Below are 20,150 nucleotides of genomic sequence, written 5' to 3' on the forward strand. Positions count from 1 at the left end.
TACGGGACGTAGCTCAGCTTGGTAGAGCACCTGGTTTGGGACCAGGGGGTCGCATGTTCGAATCGTGTCGTCCCGATCCATCAACAGTCATCCGCGCGGATGGCTGTTTTTTTGAACTGAATAAATCCCCTTTCCGTCGGTCACAATAGAAAATAAACTCCGACAGAAGGGGATAACCGTGAATATCTTCCATATCAAAAAGCAACTCAAAAGAAGATGGAGAAGATGGAGACGTGCCATCTGGACGATCGGCGCCTGCAGTTTGGTTGCGATCATGGCTTGGCTCGGGATGCCCTTGTCCGAACAGATGGAAAACTTGATGACCAATGAGCCGATCGCGATGGAAACTTGGGGCAAACTTCAGAAGGCAGCGCCCGAAGCTACCGAGGAAGATTGGTTGACCGAATTGAAGAGAACGGATCGCAACCGCATCGTTCATTTGAATAAAATCTATACCTGTGGCGAAGAAAGCAGCGTATTGGGCATTATGCGGCCGGACGAAATCGCGGCATTGATGAAAGCCCATCCGGAATGGGAAGGGCGGCTTGCGGCCGGCGGCGATGTGTGGATCGACGAAAGGATCAACGGGCTGTCCGAAACCTGCAGCAAGCAAGGATACATCGGCATCGACAAGGACGGAAATCTGACGTTGTTCGATGGGCCTCCCAAGAAGGAAAAGGTCATCCGGACCTTTTTTCAATTGGATGTAGAGATGATGGAGAGCGCCTTGCCGGCGGATGTTTTGAAGCAGCTGCAGCAGGGCATCCGCATTCAGGACGTAGAAGAGTACAACAGCGTTTTGTCCACTTTTAGCGATTTTGCCTTGGAGCAGACCGAAAAGGTCATGCAGCAAAATGAAGAGCGGTAGCAAACGCGGCGGGCCAAAGGAGCGCCCCCATTCCGAATTAGGGATGGGGGCGCTTTTTTAATGGACGTTGACGCTGTCCCTCAGTGTGGTACTATCGGAGAAAGAAGCTGCTTATTTTCATCGCAATGGAGGCTTTTGCGTTGACCAACCTTGTTTCGGAGTGGACGGAGTTCCGCTTTCCATTATATACGGCTGTTCAAATTCGTTCGCTATACGGTACTTCAAATTTGCCGGCACATAAAATCCATGAAGAGTTCGCGGTGCTGATCGGGCTCGCCGCCGGCAAAGCTGTCCTCAGAAGCGGCGATCAGACCTTTGAGCTTGCCGAAGGCACGGTCATACTGCTTCCGGCCGGGACCCATGCCGCGCTGATGACCGATTCCCTTGGACCGCTGCACGCCTACAAGCTTTCCATCGGCATCTCGGAGCAGACCATATCCCAGTATAGCGGCTCCGCGATGCGCGGCAGCGAGCTGATCGATGGCAAGAATGTGCGATTTTTTCCAAATGAACCTGGGATCGTGGCCATGCTGGAGGAGTTGTATCTTTATCGTTCACCGGCTTATGAGGCCCGGCATGTCCAAAATCAAATGGTGTTTTACCGGATTATTTTTGAGCTGCTGTCCCGATCCGGGGGAACCCATTCGGCCAATGGGGAGCTAAGCATGGAGCGAAGCATCGCTTATATGGAGAACCGCTTTAGAGACAAAATAACCCGTGAGCAGTTGGCCGCGATGGCGGGCGTAAGCAGTTCGCATTATTCTATTTTATTTAAGCGGATTACCGGCTTTTCGCCCCAGGAATATCTGTCGCGGCTGCGCGTTCACCGGGCCGTCGAGCTGCTGATCGGCGGTTCGGGCACGCTCAGGGAGATCGCGCAGAAGGTCGGCTACAAGGATGAGTTTTACCTTAGCCGCCGTTTCAAACGGCAGATTGGAGTATCCCCGACGGTTTATCACAGCATTTCTCCGCAGCGCGTGGCCGTCATGCTTACTCCTTATGCCAGCCATCTGCTGCTGCTGGGGCGCGAACCGGTGCTCACGATTTCGGAGAACGGCGAGTATGTCCATACCGCAGAACTGCCGCAGCCGCAAGCGATGAGATTTATCCATACGGATTGTACCTTCGAGCAATTAAAGTCGGCACTGCTGGATACCAAAGCGGATATGATTATCGCGGCGGGGGAGCATTTGCACAGACACGGTCTGAATCCCGAGCAGCTGCGGGCGGTCGCGCCTGTGGTAGAAATTCCGTGGATGGAACTTGGCTGGAAGGATCATCTTCGCCTGATTGCCCGGGCGATTCGGCAAAGCGAAAGGGCGGAAGCGTGGCTGGCGGCATTTGAACAAGAGGAGAAGTCGGCTCGTCTTTTGGTACGGCAAAGGGCGGCCGCGGACGAAACCGTGGCGATTTTGGTTGTCCGGCCGGAGGGACTGCTCGTTTACGGCGCCCGCAATGCCGGGTACGTGATATACCATTCGCTTGGGCTAAGACCCCCGGCAAAAATACAGCAGCTTAATCATAAGCTGGGCAATACATTCCATTCGATTCCCATCGAGCCGGCGGAGCTGGCCGATGTTGCGGGGAATCGCCTGCTCGTGATCGTGTTTCCCGATGCCAAAGGTTCCACCGCACACGCGGAAGCCTTGTTTCAGTCCCCGTACTGGAAAGAGCTTTCCGCCGTACAGCGGAACAAGGTGCATCATTTGGACATGGACGAATGGATTCCATACAATCCCGTGTCCATCCGCCTGCAGTTGCAACGTGCTGTGGCGTTATTTTCCAGCATCCAATAGTCCAAGCTCCTTCCCTAACAATAAGCTATGGTTAAGCGAAATAAGGCTGAATATAATTAGTTATGAAAATGAAACTCATTATCAATTAGTGTCCTCATTGACACATAGCTATTGTAAGGGAGAGAGTCATCTGATGAGAAAGCTGCTTATTCCGTTTGTTCTGTCATTAGCGGTTATGCTGAGCGCGTGCGGCGCAAGTCAAAGTCAAGGCGCAAATCAAACCGATCGCACAGGCGATAGCGGGAATTCTTCCCCCGGGTCTTCCCAGTCTTCAAACGAGCCTGACTCCGGGACCATGACTTATCAATCCGAAAACGGCCCAGTCGAGGTTCCGGCCCATCCGCAGCGCGTCGTTGTCTTGACCAGGTTCCTGACGGGCAATGTCATGCAGCTGAATGTGCCGATCGTCGGAGCGGACGAGATGTCCAAGGAAAACCCGCAATTCAAAGACCGGCTGAAAGACGTGGAAACGGTGACGGACGAAAGCTTGGAGAAGATCATCGAACTGCAGCCGGACCTCATCATCGGACAGTCTGATATTAAAAACGTAGACAAGCTCAAGCAAATTGCGCCAACGGTTACTTTTACGTACGGAAAAGTCGACTATTTGACGCAGCAGCTGGAAATCGGCAAACTGCTGAACAAGGAAAAAGAAGCCCAGGCTTGGGTGAATGATTTCAAGGCGCGGACGAAGCAGGCCGGCGAAGAGATTAAAGCGAAGGTCGGCGAAGGCGCGACGGTCTCGGTGATCGAGACGTTCAACAAGCAGCTTTACGTGTATGGCTACAATTTTGGGCGCGGCACCGAACTTTTGTATGGCGATTTGGGCTTCAGCCTGCCGGAGAAAACCAAGGAAGCAACGAAAAAGGACGGCTATTTCGCGGTATCCTCCGAAGTTTTGCAGGATTACGTGGGGGACTATATTATTTTCAGCAAAAATGCCGACGAGGACAATTCCTTCCAGAATACGCAGTCTTACAAAAATATCCCTGCCGTCAAAAACAACCGGGTTTTTGAAGCCGATGCGAAAGCTTTCTATTTCAACGACCCGCTCAGCATGGAATACCAATTGGACTTCTTTAAGAAAAGTTTCCTGGGCAAGTAACCAAGGCAGTGATACCTATGAGAGTTAAATTACGTTCCATTCCGTTTATGTATAAGCTTCTCGGCAGCGTGCTGCTGCTCGTCGTCTGCTTCGTGATCTCGATGTTGTTCGGCGCGCAGGAAACGGCGCCGCATGAACTGTGGCTGGCGCTTACTTCGGCTGCATCCGAAGGGAATGTACTCACGCTGCAAGAGATCCGTTTGCCGCGTGAACTGGCCGCGATGCTGGCCGGCGCCGCGCTTGCCGTATCCGGCGCGATTATGCAAGGGGTCACCCGCAATCCGCTCGCCGATCCCGGCTTGCTGGGACTCACGTCCGGCGCCAACCTGGCGCTTGCCGTCATTTTTGCGTGCATCCCGGGTATCAGCTACTTCGGCATCATGCTGGCTTGTTTTATCGGCGCCGCCGCAGGCGGAGGGCTGGTCGTCGGACTTGGCGCGGTGCGCCGGGGGAACTTGTCCCCAGTTCGCATCGTGCTCGCGGGAGCGGCCATCTCCACCTTTCTGCAGGCCGCCACGGAAGGCATCAGCCTTGCGTTCAAAATCTCCAAGGATGTCTCCATGTGGACGGCCGGAGGCTTAATCGGGACAAATTGGGAGCAAATTCAGACGGTCGCGCCGGTCATTGTTGCCGGAATCGCGGTGTCCGTCATGTACTCCGGCCATTTAACGATTCTCAGCCTGAGCGACGAGGTGGCGGTAGGCCTGGGGCAAAAGCTCGCGCGGATCAAATTTATTCTGTTTGCCCTGGTCATCCTGCTGACGGGGGCCGCGGTGGCGCTCGCCGGAAACATCGCCTTCCTCGGGCTGATGATTCCGCATATCGTCCGCAAGATCGTGGGCACGGATTACCGTTATATCCTGCCTTTTTCGGTGTTTGCGGGAGCCGCCTTCATGCTGCTGGCGGATACGCTCGCCCGGACCATCAACGCCCCTTACGAGACGCCCATGGCGGCGATTGTGGCCATGGCAGGCTTGCCGTTTTTCCTGCTTGTCGTGCGTAAAGGGGGCAAATCGCTATCATGAATCCGTCCGCTTTTGTTCGGAAACAGCGTATCATTTTGCTGATCAGCCTCGGGGCCATCGTTCTGACGGCTGTTGCCAGCATGGGGTTCGGCTATTCTTCTCTGTCCTTCGACAGGCTGCTTCCCGTGCTGCTGGGCCACGGCACGTTTAAGGAGGAGTTCGTTCTGTTTTCCGTCAGACTGCCGCGAATTCTGGTCACATTGTTGTCGGGAATGGCCTTGGCGTTATCCGGGTCGATCCTGCAAAGCGTTACCCGCAACGATTTGGCCGACCCGGGCATCGTCGGCATCAATTCCGGAGCAGGCGTGGCGATCTCCGTGTTTTTTCTGTATTTTCCGATCGAAACGGGATCGTTTGCCTATATTCTGCCTTTTGTTGCGTTTGTCGGGGCTTTGATCACGGCCATACTCGTGTATATTTTCTCGTGCAGCCGGACCCGGGGGCTTGATCCCGTTCGCCTCGTCTTGGTTGGAGTGGGCTTCTCCATGGCGCTGTCGGGGATTATGATCGTGATTATTTCCTCGGCGGAACGCGCTAAGGTGGACTTTATCGCCAAATGGATTGCCGGCAATATTTGGGGTACGGACTGGCCTTTTATCGGGGCCTTGCTTCCGTGGCTGATCCTGCTTGTGCCGTTTACTTTGTTTAAATCCCGGCAGCTTAATCTGCTCAGCTTAAGCGAGGCATCGGCGATCGGCGTGGGCGTTCATCTTGAGCGCGAGCGGCTGATCCTGATTTTGGCCGCCGTCGCGGCATCCGCATCGGCGGTTTCCGTCACCGGGGGCATCGCCTTCATCGGCCTGATGGCTCCGCACATCGCCAAAGCGCTGGTCGGACCGCGCAATCAGCTGTTCATTCCCGTCGCGGTGCTGCTGGGCGGGTGGCTGCTGCTCATCGCCGACACGATCGGCCGCAATCTGGTCGATCCCGACGGGATTCCGGCCGGTGTTATGGCCTCGCTGCTCGGGGTGCCTTATTTTGCTTATTTACTGCTTAAAAAATAGCGTCAGCATATAGGCTCAACCTCTCAACCTAGAAATCGGCGCTTGACGGTTGGCTGCTGGAACGATGAACTGAACGATGAACCGTCGGCGTTCAAAATAGCGGAACTTTATGTACTTATTATCCGGAGCTAGGCATGTTCACCCTCATTAACGGAATTTTATGGCCTTATTTTCCTAAGAGTAGTCCAGATCGCGAGTATTTGTTGCGGTTCGTAGAAAATAGCGACATAAATTCCCTCTATTTCTCTTTGAATGGGGGACATCGCCACAATAACGCCATTTTTTACCCTTATATTTTCGCGAGAGTTAAAAGTATAAGAAAAGCGCAAGCACAGAAGATGGATATCCTCTTCCTGCTTGCGCTTGTTTGTTTTTCCCCTTCATCAATCCCGGCGCTCTACAAACTTTTTCCTCAATGTGCGCGATCTTTTGTTATAATAAAGTGAATACATATGTTCGCTTCAAAAAAGGACGCGAGCTCCGCAAGCAAAACGGGAGTTCGAGCATACATTTGGGGAGAGATGAGCTTGCGTATACTTGGAATCGACCCTGGGATCGCGATCGTGGGGTTTGGATTTATCGATAAACAAGGGAGCAAACTGACTCCGGTGCAATACGGCTGCATTCAGACGGAGGCGCACACGCCGGAGGAAGAAAGGCTGCTTCATGTATATGAAGGCATGGTGCAGTTGATCGAAAAATATAACCCGGACGCGGTGGCGCTGGAGAAGCTGTTTTTTAACCGCAACGTCACGACGGCGATGTCGGTTGGACAAGCGAGGGGCGTGCTGGTGCTGGCGGCGGTCCAGAAAGGGCTGCCGGTCGCGGAATACACGCCGATGCAGGTCAAGCAGGCGATCGTCGGATACGGCAAAGCCGAAAAGCGGCAGGTGCAGGAAATGACCCGCATGTTCCTGAAGCTGCAGGCGATCCCGAAGCCGGACGATGTGGCCGATGCTTTAGCCGTCGCAATTTGCCACGCGCATTCTTACACATTAAATTCTAAATTAAACGAGGTATTGCGTTCATGATCGATTTTTTGCGGGGCCAGGTGGCCCATTTGGAAACGGAATATGTTGTACTCGACGTGCAGGGCGTAGGTTATCAGGTGTTTTGCCCGAACCCGTATGCGTTTGCCGCGAAAGGACAAGAGACGGTGACGATCTATACGCATCATCATGTCCGTGAAGACGCGATTTTGCTGTTCGGCTTTCCCACCCGCGAAGAGCAGAGGCTGTTCCGCAAGCTGATCGAGGTGTCCGGCATCGGGCCGCGCGTGGCGCTGGGCATTTTGAGCGGGGGCAGTCCGGACCATGTGGTGGCGGCGATTCACCAGGAGAATATCGGCTTTCTGACCAAACTTCCGGGCATCGGCAAAAAAACGGCGCAGCGTATGATTTTGGACCTGAAAGACAAGCTCGAAGGGATGGGCGGCCCCTCTTTATTTGATGATCCGTCCGAGGCTCTCCCTGCGGCCGAATCCGCTTATCCCGGCTGGCCGGAAGCCCGGGAAGGGCTTAAGGCGCTTGGATACACGGATGCCGAATTGGACAAGGTGTGGCATCGCATGAAGGAGGATGTCGCCCCGGATGAAGCGGTGGATTCGGTAATGAAAAAGGCGCTCAAGCTGCTGTATGCCGGCTGATGAGAGAAGGACTGGAAGGAGAGCGAACGCGCAATGATGGAAGACCGGATCATATCGGCGAATTTGATGATGGAGGATCAGGCCGTCGAGCTGAGCCTCCGTCCCCGCTACTTGGCGGAATATATCGGACAAAGCCAAATCAAGGAAAATTTAAAAATCTACATCGAAGCGGCGAAAATGCGCAATGAAGCGCTGGACCACGTTCTGCTTTACGGGCCGCCGGGACTGGGCAAAACGACGCTGGCGAACATTATCGCCAACGAGCTTGGCGTCAACATCCGCACAACGTCGGGCCCGGCGATTGAACGGCCCGGCGATTTGGCCGCCCTGCTGACGAATCTGCAGGAAGGCGATGTGCTGTTCATCGACGAAATTCACCGCCTGCACCGCACGGTTGAAGAAGTGCTGTATCCGGCGATGGAGGATTTCGCGCTGGACATCATGATCGGGAAAGGGCCAAGCGCCCGCTCGGTCCGGCTCGATTTGCCGCCGTTTACGCTGGTGGGGGCGACCACCCGGGCAGGCCTGTTGTCGGCGCCGCTGCGCGACCGCTTCGGCGTCGTCAGCCGCCTCGAGTTCTATACGATCGGCGAGCTTAGCTTCATCGTATCCCGGGGAGCCGATATTTTCGGCATCGAAATGGTCGGCGACGCCGCCGAGGAGATCGCTTTAAGATCGCGGGGGACGCCGCGGATTGCGAACCGGCTGTTAAGACGCGTCCGGGATTACGCGCAGGTGCGGGGCGACGGGATGATCACGACGGACATCGCCAAGGAGGCGTTAAAGATGCTGCAGGTCGATCCGATGGGACTCGATCTTATCGATCACAAGATGCTGCGGGCGATGATTACGAGCTTCCGGGGAGGTCCGGTCGGACTCGATACGATTGCGGCGACGATCGGCGAAGAAAGCCAAACGATCGAAGACGTGTACGAGCCATATTTGCTGCAGATCGGATTTTTGCAGCGAACCCCGCGCGGCCGTATGGTGACCCCCGCAGCTTACCAGCATTTGGGGCTGCCCATGCCGGAAAGCCCTTAAAGGGGAAATTCGCTAGCATTCGGGTAACATTACATCATAGAGAGGAGAAGCGGTTTTGAAAGGGACGAGACGGGCAATGACATTCAGCAAATGGGGAAAAGGAATCGCGGCCGCTTTGCTGTTAACTGCAGCGGTCCAATTCCCGGGGGTTGCCGGCGCCGCAGCTTCCGAACAAATTCGCGTAGCTATGTACCTGGATCTTGGCAGCACGTACAAGTCGACCGTGCCGGCGGTAACGCTGAAGACGGAAGCGGCTGCGGAAGCGGGCATCATGGCCGGCGGAGAGTTTGCGCCTTGGCTGGAAATGGCCGCAGCCGAAACCTCCCGGTTTAGCGTCAGCGGCTTTAAAGTGAAGGCGCTGGAAAGCACCGACTGGGGAACGGTCGCCGCCGCGGTCAAAAAATTGCAGGGTACCGCCGACAAACCGGTGGCCTACGCGGTCGATCGGCCGGCCGGCACGGTTTACCGGATTTATACCGGCCCGTATGCCAGCGCGGCCGAGGCTCTGACAGCTGCCGGCCGGGTCAGCCAAGCCTTGTCCGGCCAGCTCCTGGGCCAAAAGCCAAGCGTACGGGGACCTTATTACATATCGGCCGGCCTTTTCGGTTCACGGAATGAAGCCGAATCGCTAGCCAAAACGTTGAGCGGGCAGGACGCCGAGGCGTTTGTGGCCATGACCGGCCCGCAAAAGTATGCGGTGTGGGTCGGGGGGATGTCCAGCGTGGCCGAACAAGCGACATTGCAGGCCGAACTGGCCCTAACCGCGCCCCAGCTGTTTTTAACCCCTGTGGATTTGGCAACGCCAGCCCTTCTGCTGCATAATGATGTTTCACTCGCTTTGGGCGCCCCGAATGGGGCCGTGCATTACGAACTGTACGGAGAAGGGGCCAAGCTGATGGTCCGTGACAATAAAGACAGCTCGGCCATAAAGGTCGTCGAGCGTTCCGAACGCCGGTACCGGGGCGATTTTGAAATCAGTAAAGTGAACGGGCAGTTGGCGCTGGTCAATGTGTTGCCGCTAGAGCAATATTTATATTCGGTCGTATCCGCCGAAGTACCGTCTTCATGGCCGCAGGAGGCGCTTAAGGCGCAGGCTGTCGCCGCCCGCAGCTACGCGCTGTATAACGCGCAATTGAACAAGTATAAGGTTGCGGGCTTGGTGGATACAACATTAAGCCAAGTCTACAATGGTGTAGATCAGGAGGCGGACAGCGTCGTGAAGGCGGTCGAAAGCACCGCCGGCGAAGTGCTGAAGGTAAGCGGCAAAGTGATTGAGGGCCTGTTCTCGTCCAATAGCGGCGGCGTCACCGCAGATTCCGCGGAAGTGTGGAGCAACGTCAATCCGATTTACGCCAGCGTCCCGAGCGAAGGCGACGAATCGGCCCAGGCTTCATTAAAAACGTGGTACCAGGTTCTGCTCGACAACGGCAAAACCGGGTATGTCCGGGAAGATAACGCCAAGCTTGCGGAAACGAACGCGGCCGGGCTGCCGCTAATGACCGTGACGGCCAACAATGTAAACGTACGTCCGCTTCCCTTGATTCAATCCGACGTCAACCCGGTGGCGAAACTAAACCCGGGAGATAAGGCCATCGTGCTCAGCAAGGTGGCGGAGTCCACCGCTTATGCCTGGATTCGGGGGCCTTACACCTCCGATCAGCTGTTAAAATCGCTCAAAGGCAAAACGGCGACCGAGCCGCCTGCGCCGATTACGAGTCTGGAGGTTGCGCAAAGAGGACCGTCCGGAAGGGTGACGCAAATCAAGGCGAACGGCCAAATTTTGGACATCAAATACCCGGATTCGTTCAGATCCGCATTAAACGGCCTGCCGAGCACCTTGTTTGAAATTGTGCCTACCGGAAGGTATACTGTTCAAGGTGCCGAAGGCGCTGCCGGTACGGCAGCTTCGGATGCTACGATTTTATCGGCTTCCGGAAAAACGAGCTTAAGCGGCGGAAATATGGTGGTGCTGGGTGCGGAACAAACGGCCCGGGTTATTGACAAGAGCAGCGCCTTTCTGTTTGTCGGCCGCGGAAACGGCCACGGGCTCGGATTATCCCAATGGGGAGCCAAAGGATTGGCCGACGCCGGGTATGATTACCGGAAAATATTGCAACACTACTACCAAAATGTAACTATCGTTAAGGAATGAGCAGAGTTATGAATGTGGATATGTACGATTTCGAGCTCCCGGAGGAGCTGATTGCCCAAACTCCGCTTCCGGAGCGAAGCGCTTCGCGATTGCTGACGTTGAATAAGGAAACCGGAGAAATTCGCCATCATGTTTTTCCCGATATTTTGGATTATCTTCATCCCGGCGATACGCTTGTGCTGAACGATACCCGCGTCATCCCGGCCCGGTTGTTCGGGGTCAAGCAGGATACCGGCGCCAAAGCGGAAGTGCTGCTGCTGAAGAACCTTGGGGAAGACCGCTGGGAAGCCTTGGTCAAGCCCGGGAAAAAACTGAAGACAGGCGCGGTAATCGTTTTTGGCGACGAGCTGCGGGCGACGGTGGAATCGGAAGCGGACATGGGCGAGCGGGTGCTTCGTTTTTCTTACAAAGGAATTTTCAACGAAATTTTGGATCGTTTGGGCCAAATGCCGCTGCCCCCTTATATCAAAGAAAAATTGGACGACCGCGAGCGGTATCAAACCGTGTATTCCAAACATGAAGGCTCGGCGGCGGCGCCTACGGCCGGGCTTCATTTTACCGAGGAGCTATTGGAGCAGGTACGGGCCAAAGGGGTTAACATCGCGTTTGTGACGCTGCATGTCGGTCTCGGCACATTTCGCCCGATGGCGGTGGAGCGGGTGGAGGATCATGTCATGCACGAGGAATATTACGTGCTGCCTCAGGAGACGGCCGATATTATCAACCAAACTAAAGCCAAAGGCGGCAGAGTTATCGCCGTCGGAACGACGTCCGCGCGCACGCTGGAGACGGTCGCTCAAGCATGCAAAGGCGGTCCGATCGTCCGCAGCAGCGGATGGACCGGGATTTTCATTTACCCGGGTTATGAATTCGGGTTGGTGGATGCTATGCTGACGAATTTCCATCTTCCAAAATCGACACTCGTCATGCTGGTCAGCGCGCTGGCCGGCCGGGACCATATTATGGCCGCCTACAAAGAAGCGATCGCGATGAAATACCGCTTTTTCAGCTTTGGCGACGCCATGTTTATTTATTAAGAATGAAGAGGACGGTTGATTAGAGTGGCAGCAGCTATCACGTATGAGCATATTAAAACCTGCAAGCAGTCCGGAGCAAGACTAGGCCGCGTGCATACGCCGCACGGAACGTTCGACACTCCGGCATTTATGCCGGTCGGCACCCAAGCCACGGTTAAAACGATGAGTCCCGAGGAATTGAAGGAGATGGATGCGCGGATTATTCTCAGCAATACGTACCATCTCTTTTTGCGGCCGGGCCACGAGATTATCCGCGAAGCGGGCGGACTGCACAAGTTCATGAATTGGGACCGGGCGATTCTGACCGACAGTGGAGGCTTTCAGGTGTTTTCGCTGGCCGAAATGCGCAAAATCACGGAAGAAGGCGTGCATTTCCGCTCCCATTTAAACGGCGACAAGCTGTTCTTGTCCCCCGAAGTCGCCATGGAAATCCAAAACGCGCTTGGATCCGATATCATGATGGCCTTTGACGAGTGCCCCCCTTACCCGGCGGAATACGATTACGTGAAAAGTTCGACGGAACGTACGTCGAGATGGGCCGAGCGCTGTCTCAAAAGCCACTCCCGTCCGCACGATCAAGGCCTGTTTGCAATCGTGCAGGGCGGCATGCACGAAGATTTGCGCAAACAAAGCGCGCGGGATTTGACTTCCCTGGATTTTCCGGGGTATGCTATTGGTGGACTAAGTGTAGGCGAGCCCAAGCAATTAATGTATGAGGTGCTGGAATATACCGTGCCCCTTCTTCCTGCGGACAAACCGCGGTATTTGATGGGCGTCGGTTCGCCTGATGCGTTGATCGAAGGCGCGATTCGCGGCGTCGATATGTTTGACTGCGTCCTGCCGACCCGCATCGCCCGCAATGGCACGACGATGACCAGCCAAGGCAGACTGGTGGTGCGAAATGCCCAGTATGCCAATGATTTCGGACCGCTTGACCCCGAATGCGATTGCTACACGTGCCGAAATTATTCCAGGGCTTATCTTCGCCATTTGATCAAAGCGGACGAAACGTTCGGGCTTCGGCTAACTACATACCATAACCTGCATTTCCTGATCACCCTCATGAAAAATGTCCGCCAAGCTATTATGGAAGACAGGTTGCTTAGTTTCCGGGATGAGTTTTTTGAAAAGTACGGTTTGTTTGGCAACGACAAGGGATTTTAAGCGTCCGCAGTAGTTTTGCAGTGTGAAAGGGGGGAACACGCATGTTTCATTTTGCAGCAGCAGGAGGAGCCGGCGGAGCCGGAGGCACAGGCTCCCTGATCCAGATGATCATTCCGTTCGTTATCATGATCGCCGTATTTTACTTTTTGCTGATCCGTCCTCAGAAGAAAAAGCAGCAGCAGCGCAACACCATGCTGAATTCGCTGAAAAAAGGCGACAAGATCGTGACGATCGGCGGCCTGCACGGTACGATTATGGAGATGACGGACGATACGGTCGTCATTCGCGTGAACGACGTCACCAAGCTGACGTTCGACCGCAGCGCCATCAGCCACAGTATCAATTCGGGGGCCGACGGCAAATAACCGCACAAAAAAGGGTCCAAGCCATTTTTCGGCTTAGGCCCTTTTTTTCATTCACTTCCGGTTTAAATTCACCCCGATCATTCCTCCAAACGCTCCGATGACAAGCCCCGGCGCCAGCAGGATGCAATCGCGCAGCGTCAGCGATGTGTCGAGCGCGAGAAAGCTGATGAGCAACAGCAGCACCACGTACAGCAGACCGGTCAGACCACCCTGGTACCAGCCTCTCTGCTTCGCCCTTTTGCCGGAGACGATGCCGCCGAACAAAACGGCGATGCCGTGAACGAGATAGGTGTACAGCGCAAGCTCGGGCTCATCCAGCATCTCCCCCTGCAATAACAACGACAATATCAGGGCGCCGATCATCATCCATAAAAAAGCGTACCAAAGTCCCGAGACGGTAGGCTGCGAAATCCGAAACCCGAATAAATTGCGGATGAAGTGCATAAGGTCATCCTCCTGTCCTCTTATTACCACCATTTTATGGTCAAGCCCATGCAGTTATTACCGCGGCGCCGATTTTTTTGGAGTGGTGATCAAAAGCGGACTTTTTGAACTGCCTATAAGGAAGATCCTTGCAAGAAACCCGCTTTTTAATCCGATATTTACCGCATGGAATGAATAAGCGACGGTCAGAATACCCAGTACTATGTTCTGTTCGATCTTTTCATGAGGAGGGATTGCCGTGGTCGATGATATGCTGCCCCATGTCTTTCGAACCGTTCTGATGTATATTACTGTATTTGTCGTGATGCGAATAATGGGAAAAAGAGAGGTCGGTAAGCTATCGATTTTTGATCTGGTGATTTCAATCATGATTGCGGATATTGCCGTTTTTGCTTTGGAAGATGTCAATAAACCGCTCTATGAAGGAATTGTCCCCATGGCCACGCTCGTACTCATTCAAATCGGCATGGCCATGCTGTCGCTTCGCTATCGCAAGCTGCGGGTATGGCTTGACGGTAAGCCGAGCGTCATCATTCATAACGGCAAAATCAACCGCGAGGAAATGAGGAAGCAGCGTTACAATTTGGACGATCTGCTCATGCAGCTGCGTTCTAAAAAAGTCGACAGTGTGGCCGACGTGGAGTTCGCCGTTCTGGAAACGAGCGGACAACTGAGTGTATTCCCCAAGGACAAGTCCGGCAAAACCGGCAAAACCGGCAAAACCGGCAATAGCGGCAACAGCGGCGGACGAAAAAACAAGGAGAACGCGTCCATTGCCTCCAAAATCAAATACGAAGAGCTGCCGCTGCCGCTGATTATGGATGGAAAAGTGAACGAAGAAAATTTGCAAAAGATCGGGAAAACCAGGTTTTGGCTGAAAAATCAAATTCAGTCCAAGGGGCTGAGCGATTTTAAACAGGTGTTCTTCTGCAGCATGGATCATAATGGCAAATTGTATATCAACCCCATGGATGAGACTTGAATAGTTTTGCAACGTATCAGCGGCGGAACCACTTGCCGAGAACCGGCAGCCGCTTAAGGTCATGCAGGTCGAACAGGCCCATGACGCCGGCCAGCGCGAGATACAGGATTCCGGAGGCCGTAGCCGCGGCGATAAATTGGATTTCCAGAACGGAACCAAACGGCAGGCGGTTCATCGCGTATTGGGCGGCGGCCGCCATAATGACCATAGCGGCGCATACCTTGGCGAAATCCAGATAAGGCAGCGAATAGCGGAGAAAGCGGGCGACGCTGTAACCGTGCAGGAGCGTCACGACGATAAAGTTGACAACGATGGCGATGACGGCCCCGTAAATGCCCAGAGACGGATTGGATGCGAGATAAAAGATCAGCGATATTTTGATGACGGCTCCGATCAGGGTATTGACCAGGGCCCGCCCCGGCTTGTCTAGGGCTTGAAGCGTCGCCTGCAGCGGCGCCTGGGCATAGAGGAAAAGCGCAAACGGAGCCATCGCCTTCAGCATGCCGGCGATTTCGGCGTTGTTGTAGATGATCAGGCAGAGCGGTTCGGCCATCACGAACATGACCGCGGCAAACGGGGCGCCGGTAACCAGCGCAAGCCGCAGCGATTGATGCAGCCGCAGCTGGATCGACCGCATATCCCCGCGAGCCTGGGCTTCGGCCAGCGAAGGAACGAGCGAGACGGCCAGCGAAGACGTCAGCGCGCCGGGCAGCAGCAGCAGCGGAATGACCATGCCCTGCAGCGCCCCGTATTGGGAGGTGGCCACGGCGACGCTGATTCCGGCCATCGCCAGGCTTCGCGCCGTGGTGATGGATTCCAGCAAGTAGGACAGCGAGCCGACGAGCTTGCCGCCGGTTACCGGAATCGCAATACGCAAAATCGGGCGAAGCAATTTACCGATCAAGGGCTGTTTTTCCGTGGCCGGCTTGACCGATGTTTCTTGGACCGCGGCTTCCTGCCGCTCCCGCCGCTGCAGCTGGCGGTATTGCCATAACAGCACGCCAAGCCCGACGATTTCCCCGGCAACGACGCCAAGCATCGCCCCCGCCGCGGCGTACGCCATCCCCATCGGCAGCAGCAAATACGCGAACCACAGCGTGCAGACGATACGGGCTACCGTCTCCAAAATCGAGGAGACGGCGGACGGGATCATGTCCTGCTTGCCCTGAAAATAACCGCGAAACACGGAGGAAACGGCGACGACGACGATCATCGGGCTCATCGCCACAAATGTATGGTAAACGCGGGCATCCGTAAGGATATAGCGGCTTACCCAGGGCGCCCCGAACAAGCATAAAAAGGTGAACAGGAAGCCCGCCGCCGTCGTAAATACCAGGCTCGTCCGCAAAATAGCGCGGGAACGCCCCGGATTCCCCGAGGACTCGGCTTCGGCCACCAGTTTGGCGACGGCCAAAGGAATACCTCCGGTAATGATCGTTACGATCACGAGGAAGAAAGGATATCCAAGCTGATAAAGACCTACCCCTTCCGCCCCGATCACGCGGGGCAGCATAATGCGCGGAATGAAACCAAGGAGCCGGTTGACGATGCCCGCCACCAGCAAAATCATCGTTCCTTGGATGAAGGTTTGTTTGCTCAAAGTGCTTCCCTCTCTCCCGGAAAATAGCTTTATCGATCGTTTTTTCTTGGGGTTATTCTATGAATATGTCTTACCTGTACAAGTTCATGACTTGTCTTTTTGGAGGCTTCTAAAATTGGAAAAAGTCAGTAGAAGCAGGAATCGGGAAATTGGGGTAGAATGTATTAAAACGGGGGTTGAAGGAGGCAGAAAATCGTGGCTGAAGAGGGATTGACGGAACAAGAGTTGAACGAGGCGATCGAAAGCCTTTGCCGCAGCAAAGCGGAGGAATTCAGATTGATCGGTTACGAGCACGTAACCGGCCCTGAGATTTGGGAATGCGTGAGTCAAAAATATGAAAAGGAAGGCATTCCGCCAATGCATCAACTTGTCAATGATATACTTTCCTTAAAAGTGACCCAATTTATGAATTATATGACGATTTCCGCATATCGTGGATCCCGTCTTATATGAGGCCGGGGTCTTTTTTGTCGGCAAATTTTGATAAATTGACTCGCTTTTTCTGCATCGCTATAATAGGAATATTGAGAATTTGAAAGGGGAACGAAGTACGGAATGAAAAGAATCATCGCATTCATAACCGTCGTGGTTGTCTCGCTCGGGATTATGGGCTGGACAAGCCCCGACCTGTTGAAAAACGTACGTCTCGGCCTGGATTTGAAAGGCGGCTTTGAAATTTTGTATGAAGCATCGCCTTTGGAAGGCGGAGGAGCGGTGACGAGGGAATCCCTCCTCAAGACGGCGCAAAGCCTGGAGGATCGGGCGAACAAACTGGGGACAAGCGAACCGGAAGTTACGACCGAAGGCACCAACCGGATTCGCTTGAAGCTGGCCGGCGTCACCGACGAGGCAACGGTACGCAAAACGATGAAAGAGCCTGCCTCCCTTACATTCCGAAGCAAGGACGGTACGGAGAAGAACCCTAACGATTACAACAAAATCGAAATGGTGGGTACGGATTTTGTCGAGAACGGGGCAAAACTGGAATATACCCAGATGAACGAACCGGTTGTCAGCATTAAAGTGAAAGATAAAGAAAAGTTCGCGGAAGTTACCAAACGTTTGCTTGGAAAGCCGCTGGCGATTTACATGAACGACCAACTGATCTCTGCTCCCGTGGTTCAGGCTGTGCTGACCGACGGATCGGCGCAAATCAGCGTTGGCGGAGATTTGAACGAAGCCAAGGAGCTGCGCGACCAGATCAATCTCGGCGCCCTTCCGCTGAAATTGACCGAGAAATACTCGCAAAGCGTAGGCGCTACGCTGGGCATGCAATCGCTGCAACAGACGATTGAAGCCGGATTGATCGCTTCGGCGTTCATTTTGCTGTTTATGATCGGTATGTACCGGGTTCCCGGGCTAATCGCCTCCCTTACGCTTATCATTCATACATGGCTGCTTATTCTGGTGTTCGTGTGGGCAGACTTTACGCTTACCCTGCCGGGGATCGCGGCTTTGATTCTCGGGGTCGGGATGGCGGTTGACGCCAATATCATTACCAATGAACGGATTCATGAAGAAATACGTACCGGCAAGAGCATCATGTCCGCCGTAAAAGCAGGCGACAAACATTCCCTGCGCACGGTTCTCGATTCGAATATTACAACCATTATCGTTGCGGCGGTAATGTACTGGTTCGGCACCGGCGCGGTAAAAGGCTTTGCGCTCGTGCTGATCGTGGAAATCGTGCTCAGCATCGCTACGAATGTGTATCTCTCCCGCTTCCTGCTGAATCTGCTGCTTAAGGCGGGCAAGCTGTCGAAACCGAAGTATTTCGGCGTAAAGGAGCGTGATATTCGTGCGCTTTAATAAAAACCTGGACTATGTGCATCTCAGCAAGTACTTTTATATTTTGTCGATCGTCCTGACGATCACCGGCCTCATCTGCCTCTCGGTTTTCGGCTTGAATTACAGCGTCGATTTTAAAGCGGGCTCCAATGTGGACATCTCGCTTACGAAACCGCTGACGGCGGAGCAAGTGAAGCCGATCTTGGACAAGCTCGGCATTGCGGAAGGCACGACGGTCAGCCTGGGCGAAGACCGGATGAATATCCGCTTTACGCAAGTGCTTAGTGAAGATAACGATGCGCAGTTGAAAAGCGAAATCTCGAAGCTGGACGACAAAGCCTCGTTCGAAGTCAACACGGTCGATCCGGAAATGGCCCGGGAACTGGCCCGCAACGCGATTTATGCCGTGCTGATTTCCTGTATAGGGATCATCATTTACGTCAGCATCCGTTTTGAATGGCGGTTTGCCCTGGCCGCGATCGTCGCCTTGCTGCACGATGCGTTTATGGTCATCGCGGTTTTCTCCATTTTCCGCTTGGAGGTCGACCTGACCTTTATCGTCGCGGTATTGACGATCATCGGTTATTCGATCAACGATACGATCGTTATCTTCGACCGGATTCGCGAGAACCTGCGTTTTTCCAAGCTCAAAACGCGTCAGGACCTCGTCGATTTGGTCAACCACAGCGTGGCGCAGACGATTATGCGTTCCCTATACACCGCGCTTACGGTGTTTGTGGCCGCCTTCTTCCTGTTCCTGCTGGGCGGCGAGTCGATCAAGATGTTCTCGCTCGCCATGGTGATCGGCCTGCTGTTCGGGGCTTACTCTTCGATCTTTATCGCCAGCCCGCTCTGGTTTGTCTTTAAAGGTAAGCAAAAGAATAAACCGGCTAAAGCATCCTAAGCGGCTTTTTGAAGATATCTAGCCATCGGTTGGTTCAAGAAAGAGCCGCGTCGACTAAAGACGCGGCTCTATCATTCTTCATCAGTTTCTACATGGTTTTAGGAGGTCATTATGAAACGCGAACATGCTGCCTTTTCCGATTCCGCCGCTTGGCTTAGCATCGTAAGCCATGCAGCGCTTGCCGTCTTTAAAGGGATGGTGGGGCTATGGTTCGACAGCCGGGCGCTGCTGGCGGCCGCATTGCACTCCGCTTCGGATGCCGCGGCCGAAATCGCCGCAAAAGTGGAGTGGCCCGGTTTACGGAAGCGGAGAGCGCTGCACGCGGCATATGTCGGGAGAGAAGGGGCTGAGCCGCTTCTTGCGATCTTTTTTGCCGTGTTCCTGCTTATGGGCGGACTGCAGATGATGATTGCCGCCATATCGAATATCGCCAGAGACGAGCTCAAGCCTCCGGAAGTGATGGCCGGAGTCGCCGTCGTCGTTTCATTTGCGCTGAAGGAAGCGGTGTTCCAATTCCGGTTTCGCCAGTCCCGGAAAGAGGATCCCAAAACCGCGCAATCGCTGATCGCAACGCACCGTTACTCTCTTTATTCTTCCGTAGCTGCGTTCATCGGTGTTTTTAGCGCGGTGGCGGGGCAGGCGATGGGGGTTTCTGAATTGCTTTATCTTGATCCTTTGGCCGCCTTTTTTATCGCTTGCCTCGTCTTTTGGAGAGCGTACCGTCTGATCAGGGAGTCCCTTTACGGCCGGCTGGTTTCCGCCATTCAGGAGGAAGACACCACTTCCTTTATCGAGACGGTCCAGCGGGTCCACGGCGTTATTGCCGTCGATGAACTGAAAGCGCAGGAGAATGGACATTACGTTATCGTGGACGCGAAAATCAGCGTGAATCCGCGGATCACGGTTATGGAAGCAAACGACATCGCCAATCGCGCCAAAATGCTGCTGCTCAACCGGTTTTCCCACGTAAGCGAAGTACGGATTCAAGTGGCGCCTTACGACGCCGGCTATCCTTATAAGAGCAACGCGGAGGAAAACGGCAGCGATATGCCGAATTTACTGCAATGACACTTGGCCCTGCGTAAAAAGACATTAAATGCGTAAAAGACATTTGAATGAAGGTTCAAAAAGTCAGGTTTTCAGCACCGAGAAGGTTGGATGAAGCTAGGGACTGAGTAGCGGAGCGTAGGCTGATCCTACGTGAGCAACGGAAGGCCCGGCTGAATTCAA

19 protein-coding genes and 1 tRNA gene are annotated in these 20,150 nt (G+C 54.2%); 18 read left to right on the forward strand and 2 right to left on the reverse strand.

Going from position 1 to position 20,150, the window contains the following annotated elements:
• Positions 1-2: 2 nt before the first annotated feature.
• The 13 genes from DYE26_RS31310 to yajC all read left to right on the forward strand — a co-directional run bounded on the left by DYE26_RS31310 (position 3) and on the right by yajC (position 13,202).
• Positions 3-76, forward strand: a tRNA-Pro gene (locus DYE26_RS31310).
• A gap of 102 nt (positions 77-178) precedes the next feature.
• Complete coding sequence (locus DYE26_RS31315) at positions 179-868, forward strand: BofC C-terminal domain-containing protein (protein WP_036620607.1); 690 nt, start codon at positions 179-181, stop codon at positions 866-868.
• 140 nt (positions 869-1,008) lie between these two features.
• Positions 1,009-2,664 (forward strand): AraC family transcriptional regulator, encoded by a 1,656-nt coding sequence (locus DYE26_RS31320; RefSeq protein ID WP_036627704.1) that lies wholly within the window; start codon positions 1,009-1,011, stop codon positions 2,662-2,664.
• A 133-nt stretch (positions 2,665-2,797) separates the two neighbouring features.
• Positions 2,798-3,769: an iron-hydroxamate ABC transporter substrate-binding protein gene (locus tag DYE26_RS31325; RefSeq protein WP_036620609.1), complete on the forward strand. Its 972-nt coding sequence runs from the start codon at positions 2,798-2,800 to the stop codon at positions 3,767-3,769.
• A 17-nt stretch (positions 3,770-3,786) separates the two neighbouring features.
• Positions 3,787-4,794: a FecCD family ABC transporter permease gene (locus DYE26_RS31330; RefSeq protein WP_036620610.1), complete on the forward strand. Its 1,008-nt coding sequence runs from the start codon at positions 3,787-3,789 to the stop codon at positions 4,792-4,794.
• Positions 4,791-5,798, forward strand: coding sequence for a FecCD family ABC transporter permease (locus DYE26_RS31335; RefSeq protein ID WP_036620611.1), 1,008 nt, complete (start codon positions 4,791-4,793; stop codon positions 5,796-5,798). The genes DYE26_RS31330 and DYE26_RS31335 overlap by 4 nt, the downstream gene beginning before the upstream one ends.
• A 527-nt stretch (positions 5,799-6,325) precedes the next feature.
• Complete coding sequence (ruvC, locus tag DYE26_RS31345) at positions 6,326-6,829, forward strand: crossover junction endodeoxyribonuclease RuvC (protein WP_036620612.1); 504 nt, start codon at positions 6,326-6,328, stop codon at positions 6,827-6,829.
• Positions 6,826-7,443 carry a Holliday junction branch migration protein RuvA gene (gene ruvA / locus DYE26_RS31350; RefSeq protein WP_036620615.1) on the forward strand — a complete coding sequence of 206 codons (618 nt, stop codon included), beginning with the start codon at positions 6,826-6,828 and terminating at the stop codon, positions 7,441-7,443. Before ruvC ends, ruvA begins: the two co-directional genes overlap by 4 nt.
• Positions 7,444-7,479: 36 nt before the next feature.
• The gene (gene ruvB, locus DYE26_RS31355; RefSeq protein WP_036627707.1) at positions 7,480-8,484 is read left to right on the forward strand and encodes a Holliday junction branch migration DNA helicase RuvB; all 1,005 of its coding nucleotides are present in this window, start codon (positions 7,480-7,482) and stop codon (positions 8,482-8,484) included.
• A 55-nt stretch (positions 8,485-8,539) separates the two neighbouring features.
• Positions 8,540-10,636: a SpoIID/LytB domain-containing protein gene (locus tag DYE26_RS31360; protein WP_240534105.1), complete on the forward strand. Its 2,097-nt coding sequence runs from the start codon at positions 8,540-8,542 to the stop codon at positions 10,634-10,636.
• Positions 10,637-10,644: 8 nt separating this feature from the next.
• Positions 10,645-11,673 (forward strand): tRNA preQ1(34) S-adenosylmethionine ribosyltransferase-isomerase QueA, encoded by a 1,029-nt coding sequence (queA, locus tag DYE26_RS31365; protein WP_036620617.1) that lies wholly within the window; start codon positions 10,645-10,647, stop codon positions 11,671-11,673.
• Between the two features lie 24 nt (positions 11,674-11,697).
• Positions 11,698-12,837, forward strand: a complete 1,140-nt coding sequence (tgt, locus tag DYE26_RS31370) for a tRNA guanosine(34) transglycosylase Tgt (protein ID WP_036620618.1) — start codon at positions 11,698-11,700, stop codon at positions 12,835-12,837.
• 41 nt (positions 12,838-12,878) lie between these two features.
• Positions 12,879-13,202, forward strand: a complete 324-nt coding sequence (gene yajC / locus DYE26_RS31375; RefSeq protein ID WP_036620619.1) for a preprotein translocase subunit YajC — start codon at positions 12,879-12,881, stop codon at positions 13,200-13,202.
• A 51-nt stretch (positions 13,203-13,253) separates the two neighbouring features.
• On the opposite strand, the gene DYE26_RS31380 is transcribed toward yajC, so the two are convergent.
• A complete protein-coding gene (locus DYE26_RS31380; protein WP_036620621.1) occupies positions 13,254-13,646 on the reverse strand; it encodes a TIGR04086 family membrane protein in 393 nt (130 codons plus the stop codon).
• A 250-nt stretch (positions 13,647-13,896) separates the two neighbouring features.
• Here DYE26_RS31380 and DYE26_RS31385 point away from each other — a divergent pair, with 250 nt between their 5' ends.
• A complete protein-coding gene (locus DYE26_RS31385) occupies positions 13,897-14,628 on the forward strand; it encodes a YetF domain-containing protein (RefSeq protein ID WP_036627711.1) in 732 nt (243 codons plus the stop codon).
• Positions 14,629-14,644: 16 nt separating this feature from the next.
• On the opposite strand, the gene spoVB is transcribed toward DYE26_RS31385, so the two are convergent.
• The gene (spoVB, locus tag DYE26_RS31390; protein WP_036620623.1) at positions 14,645-16,228 is read right to left on the reverse strand and encodes a stage V sporulation protein B; all 1,584 of its coding nucleotides are present in this window, start codon (positions 16,226-16,228) and stop codon (positions 14,645-14,647) included.
• A gap of 195 nt (positions 16,229-16,423) precedes the next feature.
• On the opposite strand from spoVB, the gene DYE26_RS31395 reads away from it, so the two are divergent.
• The 4 genes from DYE26_RS31395 (at position 16,424) to DYE26_RS31410 (ending at position 19,988) form a co-directional block, all read left to right on the forward strand.
• Positions 16,424-16,681, forward strand: coding sequence for a post-transcriptional regulator (locus tag DYE26_RS31395; protein ID WP_036620625.1), 258 nt, complete (start codon positions 16,424-16,426; stop codon positions 16,679-16,681).
• 102 nt (positions 16,682-16,783) lie between these two features.
• A complete protein-coding gene (gene secD / locus DYE26_RS31400) occupies positions 16,784-18,037 on the forward strand; it encodes a protein translocase subunit SecD (RefSeq protein WP_036620628.1) in 1,254 nt (417 codons plus the stop codon).
• Positions 18,027-18,920, forward strand: coding sequence for a protein translocase subunit SecF (gene secF, locus DYE26_RS31405; protein WP_082207703.1), 894 nt, complete (start codon positions 18,027-18,029; stop codon positions 18,918-18,920). The genes secD and secF overlap by 11 nt, the downstream gene beginning before the upstream one ends.
• A 111-nt stretch (positions 18,921-19,031) precedes the next feature.
• Entirely contained in the window at positions 19,032-19,988 is a 957-nt protein-coding gene (locus DYE26_RS31410) for a cation diffusion facilitator family transporter (RefSeq protein WP_036620631.1), read from the forward strand.
• Positions 19,989-20,150 lie beyond the last annotated feature (162 nt).

This window comes from Paenibacillus macerans, assembly GCF_900454495.1.
Lineage (GTDB): Bacteria > Bacillota > Bacilli > Paenibacillales > Paenibacillaceae > Fontibacillus > Fontibacillus macerans.

Bases quoted from the DNA above. Each gene is read 5' to 3' on its own strand.
- DYE26_RS31325 (WP_036620609.1), top strand. From the start codon at position 2,798: ATGAGAAAGCTGCTTATTCCGTTTGTTCTGTCATTAGCGGTTATGCTG.
- DYE26_RS31330 (WP_036620610.1), top strand. From the start codon at position 3,787: ATGAGAGTTAAATTACGTTCCATTCCGTTTATGTATAAGCTTCTCGGC.
- DYE26_RS31335 (WP_036620611.1), top strand. From the start codon at position 4,791: ATGAATCCGTCCGCTTTTGTTCGGAAACAGCGTATCATTTTGCTGATC.
- ruvA (WP_036620615.1), top strand. From the start codon at position 6,826: ATGATCGATTTTTTGCGGGGCCAGGTGGCCCATTTGGAAACGGAATAT.
- ruvB (WP_036627707.1), top strand. From the start codon at position 7,480: ATGGAAGACCGGATCATATCGGCGAATTTGATGATGGAGGATCAGGCC.
- queA (WP_036620617.1), top strand. From the start codon at position 10,645: ATGAATGTGGATATGTACGATTTCGAGCTCCCGGAGGAGCTGATTGCC.
- yajC (WP_036620619.1), top strand. From the start codon at position 12,879: ATGTTTCATTTTGCAGCAGCAGGAGGAGCCGGCGGAGCCGGAGGCACA.
- DYE26_RS31380 (WP_036620621.1), bottom strand. From the start codon at position 13,646: ATGCACTTCATCCGCAATTTATTCGGGTTTCGGATTTCGCAGCCTACC.
- DYE26_RS31385 (WP_036627711.1), top strand. From the start codon at position 13,897: ATGCTGCCCCATGTCTTTCGAACCGTTCTGATGTATATTACTGTATTT.
- secD (WP_036620628.1), top strand. From the start codon at position 16,784: ATGAAAAGAATCATCGCATTCATAACCGTCGTGGTTGTCTCGCTCGGG.
- DYE26_RS31410 (WP_036620631.1), top strand. From the start codon at position 19,032: ATGAAACGCGAACATGCTGCCTTTTCCGATTCCGCCGCTTGGCTTAGC.